We start from the raw sequence: 14,838 nt of genomic DNA on the forward strand, positions 1-14,838 counted from the left end.
ATTGAAAGTGCGCGACGTTAGCCCTGTGCTTGCGGCGAGAGCAAGCCGGGAAGCAATCGCGCCGCGCATGGCGTCAAGCCGTTTTGGGAATGCTTGTCGCAACCGCCGTCATTGCGAGCGAAGCGAAGCAATCCAGAATCCCTCCGCGGGGACAGTCTGGATTGCTTCGCTGCGCTCGCAATGACGAGGCGAGAGACTAGGCGCTGGCCGCCGCGCCCTCGGCCACCGGCCGGAAGTTCGCAAAATCCCAGCCGCGGCCTGGCGCTGCCTCGAGCAAGGCTCTGGTGTACGCCTCCTTCGGATGCGTCAGCACTTCGGCGGCCGGACCCTGCTCGACGACGCGGCCGTGTTGCATCACCATGACCTCGTCGCAGATCTGTGCTGCGACGCGTAGATCGTGAGTGATGAACAGGATGGCGATGCCGAGCCGCTGCTGGATCTCGTCGAACAGTTCCAGCACCTGCGCCTGCACGGAGACGTCGAGGGCGGAGACCGCCTCGTCCGCGACCAGCACGTCGGGATCGAGTGCGAGCGCGCGGGCGATCGCAATGCGCTGACGCTGGCCGCCGGAGAACTGGTGCGGATAGCGCGCGACCGCATCGGCGGGCAGGCCGACCAGCTCGAGCAATTCGCGCGCACGCTTCGTTGCGTCGGCATGCGACACGCCGTAATTGATCGGGCCTTCCGCGATGCTTTCGCCGACGGTGACGCGCGGGTTGAGCGAGCGGTAGGGGTCCTGGAATACGATCTGGATCTTCTTCCGATGCGGCTGCAACAGCCGCCGCGAAATGTCCGAGATCTCGCGGCCGGAGAGGCGCACGCCGCCCGAAGTCGGGTCGATCAGGCGGACGATGCAGCGCGCCACGGTCGATTTGCCCGAACCGCTCTCGCCGACGATGCCGAGCGTGCGACCCTTGCGTAGCGTCAGCGTGACCTTGTCGGCAGCGACGACCTCGCGGCCTTTACCGAAGAACGCGCGCTCGCGGTAGACCTTCCCAAGCTCGTTGGCTTCCAGCACCACCGGTTCCTTGGTCTCAAGCCGTGCCGCGCGCGGCACCAGGCTCGGTACTGCGGAAAGCAGGTTGCGGGTGTACTCCATGGTCGGATTGCGCAGGATGGAATCCAGCGTTCCGGTCTCGACCAGTCGGCCCTGCCGCATCACGGCGACGCGGTCGGCGATCTCGGCGACCACGCCCATGTCGTGGGTGATGAACAGCACGGCGGTTCCGTGATCGCGCTGGAGGTCGCGGATCAGGGTCAAGATCTGCTTCTGCGTGGTGACGTCGAGCGCGGTGGTCGGTTCGTCCGCAATGAGCAGCTTCGGTTCGAGCACGAGCGCCATCGCGATCATGATGCGCTGGCGCTGACCGCCGGAGAGTCGGTGAGGGTAGGAGGCAAAGATACGCTCAACCTGGGGCAGGCGCACCTGCTCCATCATGTCGAGGATACGCTTCTTGCGCGCCTTCGCGTCGAGTTTGGTGTGCGCGCGCAGGACTTCGTCGATCTGACGGCCGACCGGCATCACCGGATTGAGTGCCGTCATCGGCTCCTGGAAGATCATCGCCATTCGGGTCGCGCGGAGCTGCCGCAGGCGGCGGTCGGTCGCGGTGAGAATCTCCTCGCCGACCAGCTTGACGCTGCCGCCGGTGGGAACGAGCGTGCCCTTCGGCAGCAGACCCATCGTGGTCAGGGAGGTCACCGACTTGCCTGAGCCGCTTTCGCCGACAAGGCACAGCGTCTCGCGCTCGTGCACCTGGATCGAGATGCCGTCGAGGATGTTTGCAGCATTCGGCTTCTTGCCGACGGACACGACGAGGTTGTTGATGTCGAGGATGGGGCTGGTCATCACTTGATCGGTCATCATTTGCCTTCCCGCTGCTTCATGCGCGGATCGAGTGCATCGCGGGCGGCGTCGCCGATCAAATTGATGCTGAGGATGGCGATCGAGAGCAGCAGGCCCGGCCAGAAGATCAGCGTCGGCTTGAGCTGGAAGTACTGACGGCCCTCGGCCATGATGTTGCCCCAGGTCGGCGTCTCCGGCGAGATGCCGGCGCCGAGGAAGGAGAGGATGGCCTCAGTAAGGATCGCGGACGCGCAGACGTAACTGCCCTGCACGATCAGAGGTGCGATCGTGTTCGGCATCAAATGCCGCCACATGATCTTTGGCAGGGATGTGCCGACCGAGATCGCCGCTTCAACATAGGGCTCTTCGCGCGCCGACAGCACGACCGAACGCACCAGGCGTGCCACGCGCGGAACTTCGGGGATCGTGATCGCGATCAGCACCGTCCAGAGGCTGGCGCCGGACAGCGACACCACGGCGATTGCCAGCAGGATGCTCGGCATTGCCATCAGGCCGTCCATGATCCGCATCATGACGGAATCGACCAGCTTGAAGAAGCCGGAGACGAGGCCGATCGCCAACCCAATGACGATCGACATGATCGCCGAGCCGATGCCGATCAGAAGCGAAATGCGTCCGCCATACATCACGCGCGACAGCAGGTCGCGGCCATAGGCGTCGGTGCCGAGCAGGAATTGCGCCGAAGAGGGCTTCAGCCGCTGCGAGGGCGCAAGCTGGATCGGATCATACGGCGCGATCAACGGCGCCAGGATCGAGATCAGCACAACCAACACCAGGCAGATGGTCGCCGCCGCGATGATCGGCGTCGAGGTCAGGAATCCGAGGCGCGGTCGCAGCGGCGACGTGATCGGGATGGAGGACTGCGGAAGGGTATCGACCGACATTTTTGTTGTTATCCTTAGCCCTAGTACCGGATCCGGGGATCGAGCAGCGTGTAGGCGACGTCGATCAGGAGATTGACGACGACATAGATCAGCGACGTCAGCAAGATCATCGCCTGGATCACCGGATAGTCGCGCGCCAGCACCGCATCCACCGTGAGGCGGCCGATGCCGGGGATGTTGAACACGCTCTCGGTGACGACGACCCCGGAGATCAAAAGCGCAAAGCCGGTGCCGATCACCGTGATCACGGGCACGGCCGCGTTGCGCAGCGCGTGCCGCATCATCACGGCGACTTCGTTGATGCCTTTTGCCCGCGCGGTGCGGACGTAGTCCTCCCCGAGCACGTCGAGCATCGCCGCGCGCGTCATGCGCGCGATCAACGCGATATAGATGAAGGACAGCGCACAGGTCGGCAGGATGATGCGCTCGAAGAACGGCCCAAACCCGTTCGAGATGCTGCGGAAGCCCTGCACCGGCACCCAGCGCAGGTCGATCGCGAAGACCTCGATCAGGATGTAGCCGACCACGAACACCGGCACCGAGAAGCCGAGCACGGACAGGCCCATCACGAAGCGGTCGATCCAGGTGCCGTGCTTCCACGCCGCGATCACACCTAGGGGAACCGCGACGATGACGGCGAGGATGATGGTCGACAGCGCGATCGAGATCGACGGCTCGACCCGCTGGCCGATCATCTTCATCACCGGAAGGTTGGAGATGAGTGACGTTCCGAGATCGCCATGCAGCAGCTTGTTCAGCCAGGTGATGAACTGCACGATCAGCGGCTCATTGAGGCCGAGCGAGGTGCGGATGCGCTCGAGCCGCTCCGGCGTGGCGTTGTCGCCGGCCAGAATCGCGGCGGGATCGCCCGGGGTGAGGCGGAGCAGGAGGAAGACGAACAGCGCCACCACGCCCATCACAGGCACGGCGGCGAGAATTCGGCGAAGGAGATATCCGAGCAAGTTGGATCCCGTCAGATGAGAGTCAAATCAGAGACAGCGGCTGGAGCCTGGGGTTCTGCCACCAGCCTAACATTTCAGCAATTCCCATGCCATCCGGGCCACCGTTTTTGCAGTGTTACTCCAGAGTCGCGAGCAGCCCCGCCATCAGCCGGCCGCGTTCGACCAGACTTTCAACCTCGATATACTCTTCGAGCGTGTGGCCGTTGCCGCCACGCACGCCCAGGCCGTCGAGAGTCGGGATGCCCATTGCGCCCGTGAAATTGCCGTCGGAGCCGCCGCCGGCGCTCGCATGCGGCAGTTCTGCGCCAAGCGACTTGGCGATCCCGCGCGCCCTTTCATACAGCGCCATGGTGCCGGCATCGGGCTCCCAAACCGGACGTGTCACGCCGCGCGTCACCTTGAAGGTGACATCATTGGTTGTACCGGAGAGCGCCAGCATCCTCTCGACGCCGCGATCGAGGTCAGCCTGGCGCTTGGCCATCGAAAGCGCTTCGCCGGTGGCGGTCGTGGCAACGCAATTGACCCATTGACCCCCATGCACGACGCCGACCGAAAACGTGCAGTCTTCGCCCGTCATCGCATCGATGGCGAGGATTTGCCGCGCCATCTCGCGAATCGCCGAGCGGCCCGCCGACAAGGTCGCGCCGGCGTGGCTGGGCCGGCCGGTCGCCTCGAGATTGAAGCGCGCGATGGCGTAACGTCCGGTGGTGACGCCGTTGTCGGCGCGGCCGGGCTCCGGCACCAGCACGTATCTGTTGCGCGCGGCTTCCGCCTCGATGATATCGCGCGTGGAGGGTGTGCCGACTTCCTCGTCGGGCGTGAACAGCACGGTGATCGGCAGTGGCGTCGTGAACGAGGCGCGGGCCAGTTGGCGGATGGCTTCCAGCGAAAGGTAATTGCCGCCCTTCATGTCGTAGATGCCGGGGCCGTAGCACTTGCTGCCCTCGCGGCGCCATTTCAGCTTCTCAATGGTGCCTGTGGGGTGGACCGTATCCATGTGTCCGGCGATCAGGATGCCCGGTTCGCCCTGCTTCGGATGCGGAAAGCGGGCGCGGATCACGCCGCCAAAGCCCTGGCGACCGGCGATGCGCTCGATCGTCGCACCCATGATCGCCATCTCCCGCGCTGCGATATCGAGCATGCGGTTCACGGCGCTCGCGTCCCAGGTCGGGCTTTCGCATTCCACCCAGCCGCGCAGACCCTGGAGCATCGCTTCGGAATCGAAGGGAAGATTGGCTGGATTCATCTCAATGTCTCTCCAATGTCTCTTGGGCTTTGGAACATGGAACGCGCATTGCATCGGCGCGGGGCAGGACAGGCGGAGAGTGTTGTAGAGCCAAACCGATCCTTGTGGAGCCCGTGTGCGCGCCGCTTGGGCTTGCAGCGAAACCGGATTGACGCGCTCGGCACCGTCTGCAAGTCTCGAAAAGATAAAGGCATTGCATGAGGTTAGTTCGCCTAAAGAACGAACCGGATGCTCAATCAATAACCTGCCTTTGAACAGTTTCACGTCAGGAGAACTTTTTATGTTTAAGTTGATGCGCCGGGGGCCTCGCGCGTTCGCCTCCAAACTTGCGCTGTCGGTCGTCGCGCTTTCGACCGCACTGGCCTCGCCGGTGCTTGCGGCCGGCAAGACCATCACGGCGGTGATGCATTCGGATCTGCGCATCATCGATCCGATCTTCACCACGGCCTACATCACGCGTGACCATGGCTACATGATCTACGACACGCTCGTGGCGCCCGATTCGAACTTCAAGATCCAGCCGCAGATGGCGGACTGGAAGATCTCCGACGACAAGCTCACCTACACGTTCACGCTGCGCGACGGCCTGAAGTGGCATGACGGTGCGCCGGTGACGGCGGAGGACTGCGTCGCCTCGCTCAAGCGCTGGGCCGCAGTCGATGGCATGGGCCAGAAACTGCTCGACTTCACCGCCAGCATCGAGCCGACCGATGCCAAGACCATCACGCTGAAGCTGAAGGAGCCCTACGGCCTCGTGCTCGACTCGATCGGCAAGCCGTCCTCCCGCGTTGCCTTCATGATGCCGAAGCGCCTCGCCGAGACGCCGCCTGACAAGCAGATCCCCGAGCAGATCGGTTCGGGGCCCTTCAAGTTCGTGCAGTCGGAATTCCAGCCGGGCGTGAAGGCGGTCTACGTCAAGAACACCGATTACGTGCCGCGCAAGGAGCCGTCGAGCTGGACCTCCGGCGGCAAGGTGGTGAAGGTCGACCGCGTCGAGTGGATCACCATGCCGGACTCGCAGACCGCGGTGAACGCGTTGCAGTCGGGCGACATCGACTTCGTGGAAAATCTGCCTTACGACATGCTCCCGTTACTGGAAGCGAACAAGGACATCACGATCGAGGTCTCGAACAAGTTCGGTTTCCAGACGCTCGGCCGGATGAACTTCCTTTATCCGCCGTTCGATAATGTCAAAGTGCGCCGTGCTGCCTTTCTGGCGATAAACCAGAAGGACGTTCTCGACGCGCTCGTCGGCAACGCCAAATATCAGAAGGTCTGTGGCGCCTTCTTCGTGTGCGATACGCCGTTCGCGACGGAGGCCGGTGCCGAGACCCTGGTGAAGGGCAACGGCATGGCCGAAGCCAAGAAGGCGCTCGCCGAATCCGGCTATGACGGCACCCCGATCGTGATCATGGCCCCCGGCGATGTCACGACGCTGAAGGCGCAGCCGATCGTTGCGGCTCAGTTGCTGCGCGAGGCCGGCTTCAAGGTCGACCTGCAAGCGACCGATTGGCAGACGGTGGTGAGCCGCCGCGCCAGTCAGAAGCCTCCGAAAGAGGGCGGCTGGAACATGTTCTTCACCAACTGGGTCGCGGCCGACGTCTCCAACCCGATCGCCAATCTCTCGATCGGCGGCCAAGGCAAGAAGGGCTGGTTCGGTTGGGCCGAGAACGCCAAGATCGAAAAGCTCAAGGACGACTTCGTTCGCGCCGCCTCGCTCGACGATCAGAAGAAGATCGCCGCTGACATCCAGAAGGAAGCCTATGAGCAGGTGATCTACATCCCGCTGGGGCAGTATCTCCTGCCGAGCGGCTGGCGCAAATCGCTGACCGGCGTGCTCGACGGTCCCGCGACCCCGCTGTTCTGGAACGTCGACAAGTCGGAGTAGGGCAAAGGCCCTTCCTTTCGTCCGGATCATCATGCGGCGCCGCTGTCATCAGCGGCGCCGCTCTTTTGCCAGTCTCGGTCCTTTGTTGACCTTACGCCGGCTGAGAAAGCGGATGCTTTCAACGTTCCGTCTGCGGTCATTGCTATTTGTTTCGATCCAGAACTAGATGTGTCGTGCTCGCGCATCATCTTCCTTCCTCCATTTGATTCCAGTGCCGATCGATTTTGCATTCCAGGCGATGGCCGAACGGTCCGATCGCGCGCCGGCACGATGGCGCCGGCCATTCCGGCGTTGGCTCGATGGCGTCGAGACGGGCTGGGCCGTGCCGCTTCTCGTCGCCTGCTTCGTCGGGATCTGGACGCTCTATCTGGCAGTCGCCTATGCCGGCGGCGGTCTGCACCCCGATACGCTGGAGGCCTGGACGCTGGGGCGGCATTTCGCGTGGGGCTATCCCAAGCATCCGCCATTGACCGGCTGGGTTGCCGCGAGCTGGAGCGCCATTTTTCCGCTCACTGACTGGTCGCTGCAATTGATGGCGATGGCCAACGCCGGGCTCGCGCTGGTCTTCGTCGATCGGATCGCGCGGCAATTCGTGAGGGGGCACAAGCGCGTCCTGGTGCTGTTGATCCTGATGCTGACGCCGGCCTATCAATTCCATGCCCAGCGCTTCAACGCCAATGCGGTGCTGCTGGCGGTCTGGCCGCTGGCGACCTGGTGCTTCCTGCGCGCATTCGAGACCCGAGCGGCGTCGTGGGCGGTTGCCGTGGGATGCACGACGGCACTGGCCATGGTCGGCAAATATTATTCGATCTTCCTTGTCGCGAGCTTCACGTTTGCCGCGCTGGCGCATCCGGCGCGACGCGCCTATTTCACTTCCGCCTCGCCCTGGATTTCGGTCGTCGTCGGGCTTGCGGCGCTGTCACCGCATCTTCATTGGCTCGCGACCACGGGGGCATCGACCTTCACCTACGCGCTGAACCATGCCAACGGCACTGCGGCGAGTTCTGCTGCTGATGTCAGGAACTTCCTTTTGGGCCTGTTGGCGGCCATGAGTGTGTCAGCCGTCAGCTGGGTATTGATCGCCGGCACGCGGCTGAAGCAGTTTCCGGACGATTTCGCGGCAATGAATCCGGGCCTGCGGCTCCTCTTTTACATTGCCGTCGGCACGATTGCGCTGCCGGTCCTGATCTCGCTCGTGATGGGCACCGATCTGCCGTCGCTATGGGCTTTGCAAGGGTTGTTTCTGTTCGCCATTCTCGTGGTCTGCGGCACAAATTATTCGATCGAGCGCTTTTACACCGTCAACCTCACCGTGGTCGTGGCCGGTGTCGCGCTCACGGCCGTCCTCGTCGCCGCGCCGACCCACGCGGTCTATCGCAACCATCACGGTTACGAGGAGGGGCGCAATTTCTACGCGCAGGCGGCGAGCCGATTGACACGCGAGTGGCGCGAACTGACGGACGAGCCGCTCGCCGCCGTCAGCGGCGACGATTCACCGGCCTTCGCGACAGCCTTCTACAGCCCGGACCACCCGCACCACGTGCGGCCGTTCGAGGATCAATATCCCGGGGGCTTGCCGCACAAGACGACGCTGGAGCGCGGCTGGGCCGCGCTCTGTTTTCGCGATCAGGATGACTGCAGCCGGTGGATGGACTCGGTGGCCGGGCGCGCCGGGCATTTCATCAGGCGGGAACTTATCATACAGGCGCAGCTATGGGGCCGGCCCGGTCTCACGCGGGAAGTGTTTGTGCTGATGGTGCCGCCCCGTGGAAGCGGCGCGGCACCCGAAGGCATTGCGGACGATTTCAGCGCCAGCAGGCGCGCAACGGAATAGGCGTCTTGCTCAGCAGTGGCTGTCGCGGACCCGCTCGAGCCCTTCACTCGCGAATGGCACGGTGACGGCGGTCTTTTCGGCGCTCGACGGCGTGCGTTCCGTCTCCGCCCGTTCCGCGGCGTCGTGGTCTTTACGGTGTTTCGGTTCCATTGAAGCGCCCTTTCAAATTGTTGCAGTACAACATCGAGAGCGCCACGGAGTTCCTCAGCCGATGGCGCGATGATGCGGCCTGAACAACCGTCCTCTCTCCACCACCAGCACGATCGCGAGCGCGGCGAGGGACGACACGAAGAAGCCGACCGAGAACGGCAGCAACGTGCCGTCGAAGCTTTGTCCGATGGCCATGCCGACGGCGATGCCGATCAGCGTGGTGATCGAGCCGTAGAGCGAGGACGCCGTGCCGGCGATGTGGCCCTGCGGCTCCATGGCGAGTGCAGTGAAGTTGGCGACCATCATGCCGAACGAGAACATCATCAGCGCCGAGAGCACCATGAACAGGGGAAGCGGCAACGCGGCGAGGCTTTCCGTCAGCAGCATCACTCCCGCCACCGCGGTGTAGAGCGTCAGCGCGCCGTGCGAGATCACGCGCATGCCGAGGGTCCCGACGAATCGCGCATTGAGAAAGCCGGCAATGGCGGTGCCGGCCGCGATCCCGGCGAAGGCGAGCGGAAAATAATGGCCGAGGTGATAGATGCCGACAAAAACTTGCTGAGCCAAAAATACGTAGGCGAACAGCGCGCCCATGACGCTACCGGCGGCGAGCGCATAGCCGAGGGTTTGGCGATGGGTCACGGTCTGCCAGTAGGCCGTGAGCACGTCGGCCGGCGCAAGCGACCTGCGTTCGCTCTCAGGCAGGGTCTCCGGAAGCCGCAGCACGGACCATGCAAGCGCGAGCAGCCCGTAGAGCATCAGCACGACGAAGATGCCGCGCCATTGCGTCACCAGCAGCACCGCCTGTCCGAACGAAGGGGCGATCACGGGGACGGCGATGAAGATCATCATCGCAAGCGACATCACGCTCGCCATGCGGCGGCCGACGTAACAGTCGCGCACGATCGAGGTCGCGATCACGCGAGTCGCCGAGGTACCGAAACCCTGCAGTGCGCGTGCCAGCAGCAGCGTCTCGAACGACGGCGCCGCAATCGCCAGCACGCTTGCCACCGCATAGACCGCCATCCCGCCGAGCAGCACCGGGCGGCGGCCAAAGCGATCCGACAGCGGGCCCATGACGAACTGCCCCGCGCCAAAGCCGATCAGGAAGGTCGACAGCACCAGCTGAAGATGGTTGGCGACGGGGATATTGAAGGCCGACCCGATATTGGGCAGTGCCGGGAGCATCATGTCCATCGCAAGCGGATTCAGCGCCATGATCGACGCGATCACGATGACGAATTCGGGGAAACCCATGGGACGGTGTCCCGAGGACACCCAGTCGTCGGCATTGACGTCGGACAAGAAGCTCACCTCTGATTTGAGGCCCTTATCTATCTTCAATGCTGCGTTGCACAAGCAACGTTTCGGGATGGCTGGCAGGCGGTGCAGGAGCAGACAGGAATTGATGAGGTATCAGCGCTCGCGGCCGCCGCGCGCGGCGGGATCCTCCGCGCAGCTTTCGTGGTGCGGGCAGCCGGGGTCGAACCGGCACAGCGCTTGCGCGCCGAGGGATTTTAAGTCCCTTGCGTCTACCAATTCCGCCATGCCCGCTTGATCCAACGAGATCAGCCACTTAAGTCCCTTGCCGGCGGTCTGGAATTGGCATTTGCAGGCCGGAGGGGTGGTTCTTCCTTAGGCGAGCCGGCGGCACAAGGCAAAGCCTCAATCCGGACATCTGTTGTTGCTTTAGGCATTCTCAATCGACGGGGACTATTCATCCGGCATGTCAGCTTTGATCCAATATCGCCTGCGCCCGTGCTGCGTGGTCGCCGCGCTGCTCGCGGCCGACTTCGCGCTGTCCGGCTGCGCCGGCATGAGCGAGACGGTCGCTCCGGCCTTTGCCGATCCCGCCAAGTACGAATTGTACGATTGCAAGCAGCTCGAAGGCGAGCGCAAGTCGATCGCCAACCGCACCGGCGATTTGCAGAGGCTGATGGACAAGGCACAGACCGGCGCGGGCGGCGCCGTGGTGTCGGAGCTTGCCTATCGCAACGACTACATCGCAGTACGCGGGCAGGCGCAGATGGCCGATGACGCTTGGCGCCGCAACAAGTGCCGGGAAACGCCCCCCGAGGCGACGCCGGCCGCCGCGGCGCCCGCAGCCAATCCTGGCCCGATCAAGCCTGGCCCGAAATCGACAAGAGCCGTGCGCTGAAACGTCCTGACATCAGCGCCTCGCGTCAGGGCCGCCAGCCGTAGATCCAGTCCTGCCGTGCCAGCATGCGTTCCGGGCCGAGGGCGCGGACCGCAAGATCGCGCGCGAACGCGAGCGGCCCACTGAAATGATAGATGCGGCCCTGCTGCCGCGCGGTCCGCTGCACCCGCCGCACGCGCGCCTGGCGCGTCCGGCCGTATTGTCTCAGCGCTGCCGTGATGCCCGCGGTGGTCTCGGCGATCTCAGGGCTCAAATGCTGCGCGAGCACTGCGGCGTCCTCGATCGCCATGCCGGCGCCCTGGGCCGCAAACGGCAGCATCGCATGCACGGCGTCGCCGAGCAGCGCGACCGGGCCTTTACTCCAGGGGCAGTCGTCGGGGACGCCGAACAGCGCCCATTTCCGCCAGCTGTCGACTGTGGCGAGCATCATGCGCGCCGGCGGCGGCCAGCGCGGCGCGGCGAAGGCGTCCAGCACTTCGCGGGGATCGCCGGGCGTGCTCCAGCCCGGCCTGTTCCAAGTGCCCGGCAGCACCGCGACCACGTTGATCTGGCGTCCGCCCGCGATCGGGTAGGCGACGAGATGGGCATTCGGGCCCATCCAGAGCTGGACCCGGCGCGCTGTGTAGTCCTTCGGCAGTTGCGTGGCATCGAGCGTACCGCGCCAGGCAATCAGCCCGGAGAAGCGCGGCTGCACCTCGGGGAATAGATGCTGGCGCACCGTCGACCAGATACCGTCGGCGCCGATCAGCGCACTGGCGAGATCGCTGCGCCGGATCGTGCCGCTGCGATGAACCACCGTCAGCCCCTTGGCGTGAGGCGCGACGTCTTCGAAGGTCGCGCCGAGTTTCAGGTCGATATGGGGATGGTCGGAAACTGCGCCGGCGAGGGCGGATTGCAGGTCGGCGCGGTGCACCACCCAATAGGGGGCGCCGGCGCGCTCGGCGGCGGCTTCTCCCAGCGGCATGCGCAAAAGCTCACCGCCGGCCCGCGCGCTCATGATCGAGACTGCCTCCGGGATCACGGCGCGCAACTTGAGGCGCTCGGTGAGCCCGAGCTCGACCAGCACGCGGCTGGCGTTCGGGGAGAGTTGCAGACCGGCGCCGACTTCCTCGAGCCGCTCGGCCTTTTCCAGCACGATGATGCGGAAGCCGCGGGCCGCGAGCGCAAGCGCAGCCGTCAGTCCACCGATGCCGGCACCGGCGATGACAATCGTTCGGGAGAGCGCCACCCCTGGCCGATGGAAGCGGTCAGGCCACCTTGTCCTTCAGGACGCATTCCGGCGGACGGGCTTCGCCCGCCTTCAGGTCGGCGGCGAAACGGTACAGAGTCGAGCAGTACGGGCAGATGATCTCGTTGTCGTTGCCGAGGTCGAGGAAGACGTGCGGATGATCGAACGGAGGGTTGGCGCCCACGCACATGAACTCTTGCGAGCCGATCTCGATGACGGGGACACCGGCATCGTTGTGGAAGTGCGGGACGACATGGTCGGACATCGTACTCATCCTGGAGTGGCAATGGCGGCAGACACAATCACGACTGCCGCGGCATTATTAAGGCGCCGCGGACCATACTGGTGGGTGGAGATGATTGCTAGTCCAGCGGAACCGAAAGCTCCGCAATGCCCCATGCTCATTTGCTCATGCAAATTCGACACAATCTTGCGGCCTGAGAGAAGCCCTTCTTTCGTCGGGGACGTTGTGTCGCAATTTTGGCATACTATGTCTGTGGACGAGCGTAATTGCGACGAAAGACAACCGTTAGGCGTCAACGATCTCAGGACCGTCCAGGCTCTCCGCATGAAGTGGTTGCGAATCAGCACAGCGTTGACCGGTATCGCGGCATGCGGCTTCATGCTCGCGCAGGTAGCACCGCACGCCCGCGAGGCCGGGGCGATTCTGGCCGCCCAGGACGATCCCGCCGCGCTCTCAGAGATCAAGCTCGACGCGCTGCTGCGGCACAACGACCGCCTGATTCAAGACAACATCGAGGTCGCGCTCGCATCGGGCGATGCCGATCTTGCCGACAGTTTTGTCGCACTGGCGCGCGACCGCAACATCGCGCTGCCTGACGACCTCCCGAGCCGTGTCGGTGACGCGGTCAAAGCCGAAAACTCCACCTCGCATTTCGCAAAACGGTTTGCCGCCGGTCTCGTTACCGGCAACGCGGATGATGTTGCGAGCTTGTCGGGAACCGTGGCCGGCGATCTCTTCGTCATCGGCGACATCAGGGACGTCGTCCGCGAGGGCAAGCACCTCGCCATGGGCGAGGAGACCGATCGCCTGGTGCTGGGCCTTGCGGCCGCGGGTCTCGCGGTCACGGCCGTGACCTACGTCTCCGTCGGCGGTGCCGCGCCGGTTCGCGCCGGGCTGACGCTGGTGAAGGACGCGCGCAAGGTCGGCCGGCTCGGCGAGGGACTAGCGGCATGGGCCGGCCGGTCCGCGCGCGAGGTCGTCGATACGCCGATGCTCCAGAACGCGGTTGCCTCCGGCTCGGTGCTGCGGCCGGGCCAGACCTTGAGCGCGATCAAGGCCGCGTTCCGCGCCGAGAAGGCCGGCGCGCTGGTTCGGCTCGGCAAGGATGTCACGCGCGTGGTCGAGAAGACCGGCACGCGCGGCGCGATGGATAGCTTGCGCATCGCTGAAGGTCCCAAGGACGTCGCACGCGCGGCGCGGCTCGCGGAAGCGCAGGGCGGCAAGACGCGCGCGATTCTGAAGCTGCTCGGCCGCGGCGCGCTGCTGCTGATCGGCGGGGCGTTCAATCTTGCACTCTGGCTGTTCGGTGCGGCGTTGACGCTGCTCGGCCTGTTGTCCTCGATCAAGGCGACGACGGAGCGCCTGACCCAGGCCTGGTGCGATCGCAGACGGGCGCGGCGACTTCGCCAGGCGCGGATCGCCGCCGAAGCCGTTCTGGCAAGCCCTGCCGTCACGGCCTAAGATACCTCTTCCCCTCAAGATTGCGGAACTGATGATGCCGAGCTTTCACAACGGCGCCGTTGAAATTGCCTATCTCGACGAAGGCGAGGGCGATCCGATCATCCTGGTGCACGGCTTTGCCTCCAGCAAGAACGTGAACTGGGTCTATCCGACCTGGGTCTCGGAGCTGCGCAAGAACGGCCGCCGTGTCATTGCGCTCGACAATCGCGGCCATGGCGAAAGCGCAAAGCTCTACGAGCCCGCGCAGTACTCCATCCCGACCATGGCCGCCGACGTGCTCGCGCTGATGGATCACCTCGCCATCCCGCAGGCCGATCTCATGGGCTATTCGATGGGCGGACGGATGACGGCCTGGCTCTCCCTCAACGAGCCGCAGCGCCTGCGTTCGGCAATCCTTGGCGGCATCGGCATCGGCGGCCTGATCGAGGGCACCGGGCCCGGCGAGAACGTCGCGAAGGCGCTGGAAGCGCCCTCGCTCGACGACGTCTCCGATCCCGTCGGACGCACGTTTCGTGCTTTTGCAGACCAAACCCGTTCCGACCGCATGGCGCTGGCCGCCTGCCTGCGCGGCACGCGCGATCTCATGACGAAGGACGAAGCCGCGCGCATCGACGTGCCCGTGCTGATCGCGGTCGGCAGCACCGACGACGTCGCGGGTTCGGCCAGCGCACTCGGTGCCATCATCCCGGGTTCGGAAGTGCTCGATATTCCCGGTCGCGATCACATGCGCGCAGTCGGCGACAAGGTCTACAAGACTGGCGTGCTCGATTTCCTCTCACGCCGCGCCTGAGGCGATGAGGCGGTTTCAGCTATCCTGAAATGTCTCGTTACAGTGGGCCATCCACTCCCTTCGGCAACCGTCCATTCCTGTACCTAGGGATCGGGGTTCGCTAAGGGCGCATATGAGACTCAGCTCGAA

Annotated in this window: 12 protein-coding genes and 1 tRNA gene; 5 read left to right on the forward strand and 8 right to left on the reverse strand. The window is 64.4% G+C overall.

The genetic code is table 11. The annotated features are described in order from the left end of the window. Positions 1-196: 196 nt before the first annotated feature. The 4 genes from RX329_RS16395 to RX329_RS16410 form a co-directional block, all read right to left on the reverse strand. Positions 197-1,846 carry an ABC transporter ATP-binding protein gene (locus RX329_RS16395; protein WP_247299806.1) on the reverse strand — a complete coding sequence of 550 codons (1,650 nt, stop codon included), beginning with the start codon at positions 1,844-1,846 and terminating at the stop codon, positions 197-199. Positions 1,847-1,860: 14 nt separating this feature from the next. Next, the gene (locus RX329_RS16400; RefSeq protein WP_085351104.1) at positions 1,861-2,748 is read right to left on the reverse strand and encodes an ABC transporter permease; all 888 of its coding nucleotides are present in this window, start codon (positions 2,746-2,748) and stop codon (positions 1,861-1,863) included. Positions 2,749-2,768: 20 nt separating this feature from the next. Next, the gene (locus tag RX329_RS16405; protein WP_007602533.1) at positions 2,769-3,710 is read right to left on the reverse strand and encodes an ABC transporter permease; all 942 of its coding nucleotides are present in this window, start codon (positions 3,708-3,710) and stop codon (positions 2,769-2,771) included. 115 nt (positions 3,711-3,825) lie between these two features. Continuing rightward, the gene (locus RX329_RS16410) at positions 3,826-4,956 is read right to left on the reverse strand and encodes a M20/M25/M40 family metallo-hydrolase (protein ID WP_085351105.1); all 1,131 of its coding nucleotides are present in this window, start codon (positions 4,954-4,956) and stop codon (positions 3,826-3,828) included. A 280-nt stretch (positions 4,957-5,236) separates the two neighbouring features. On the opposite strand from RX329_RS16410, the gene RX329_RS16415 reads away from it, so the two are divergent. Further along, the gene (locus RX329_RS16415) at positions 5,237-6,844 is read left to right on the forward strand and encodes an ABC transporter substrate-binding protein (RefSeq protein WP_247361948.1); all 1,608 of its coding nucleotides are present in this window, start codon (positions 5,237-5,239) and stop codon (positions 6,842-6,844) included. Positions 6,845-7,082: 238 nt separating this feature from the next. Further along, the gene (locus tag RX329_RS16420) at positions 7,083-8,678 is read left to right on the forward strand and encodes a glycosyltransferase family 39 protein (protein WP_410706296.1); all 1,596 of its coding nucleotides are present in this window, start codon (positions 7,083-7,085) and stop codon (positions 8,676-8,678) included. Positions 8,679-8,882: 204 nt separating this feature from the next. Here RX329_RS16420 and RX329_RS16425 read toward each other — a convergent pair whose 3' ends face one another. Together RX329_RS16425 and RX329_RS16430 are read right to left on the reverse strand one after the other, a co-directional pair. Continuing rightward, complete coding sequence (locus RX329_RS16425) at positions 8,883-10,133, reverse strand: multidrug effflux MFS transporter (RefSeq protein ID WP_026232922.1); 1,251 nt, start codon at positions 10,131-10,133, stop codon at positions 8,883-8,885. A gap of 160 nt (positions 10,134-10,293) precedes the next feature. Continuing rightward, positions 10,294-10,382, reverse strand: a tRNA-Leu gene (locus RX329_RS16430). Between the two features lie 172 nt (positions 10,383-10,554). On the opposite strand from RX329_RS16430, the gene RX329_RS16435 reads away from it, so the two are divergent. Beyond that, positions 10,555-10,986 carry a twin-arginine translocation pathway signal gene (locus RX329_RS16435; protein ID WP_085351108.1) on the forward strand — a complete coding sequence of 144 codons (432 nt, stop codon included), beginning with the start codon at positions 10,555-10,557 and terminating at the stop codon, positions 10,984-10,986. Between the two features lie 25 nt (positions 10,987-11,011). Here the strand turns inward: RX329_RS16435 and RX329_RS16440 are convergent, their stop codons facing one another. Then, positions 11,012-12,214, reverse strand: coding sequence for an FAD-dependent monooxygenase (locus RX329_RS16440; RefSeq protein WP_247523204.1), 1,203 nt, complete (start codon positions 12,212-12,214; stop codon positions 11,012-11,014). 19 nt (positions 12,215-12,233) lie between these two features. Beyond that, positions 12,234-12,479 carry a zinc-finger domain-containing protein gene (locus tag RX329_RS16445; RefSeq protein WP_007602543.1) on the reverse strand — a complete coding sequence of 82 codons (246 nt, stop codon included), beginning with the start codon at positions 12,477-12,479 and terminating at the stop codon, positions 12,234-12,236. 303 nt (positions 12,480-12,782) lie between these two features. On the opposite strand from RX329_RS16445, the gene RX329_RS16450 reads away from it, so the two are divergent. Beyond that, positions 12,783-13,919, forward strand: a complete 1,137-nt coding sequence (locus RX329_RS16450) for a hypothetical protein (protein ID WP_317246138.1) — start codon at positions 12,783-12,785, stop codon at positions 13,917-13,919. A 34-nt stretch (positions 13,920-13,953) separates the two neighbouring features. Next, positions 13,954-14,709 carry an alpha/beta hydrolase gene (locus RX329_RS16455; RefSeq protein WP_317246139.1) on the forward strand — a complete coding sequence of 252 codons (756 nt, stop codon included), beginning with the start codon at positions 13,954-13,956 and terminating at the stop codon, positions 14,707-14,709. Positions 14,710-14,838 lie beyond the last annotated feature (129 nt).

Origin of the sequence: Bradyrhizobium sp. BWC-3-1 (genome assembly GCF_032917965.1) — a bacterium.
Taxonomy (GTDB): Bacteria; Pseudomonadota; Alphaproteobacteria; order Rhizobiales; family Xanthobacteraceae; genus Bradyrhizobium; species Bradyrhizobium canariense_D.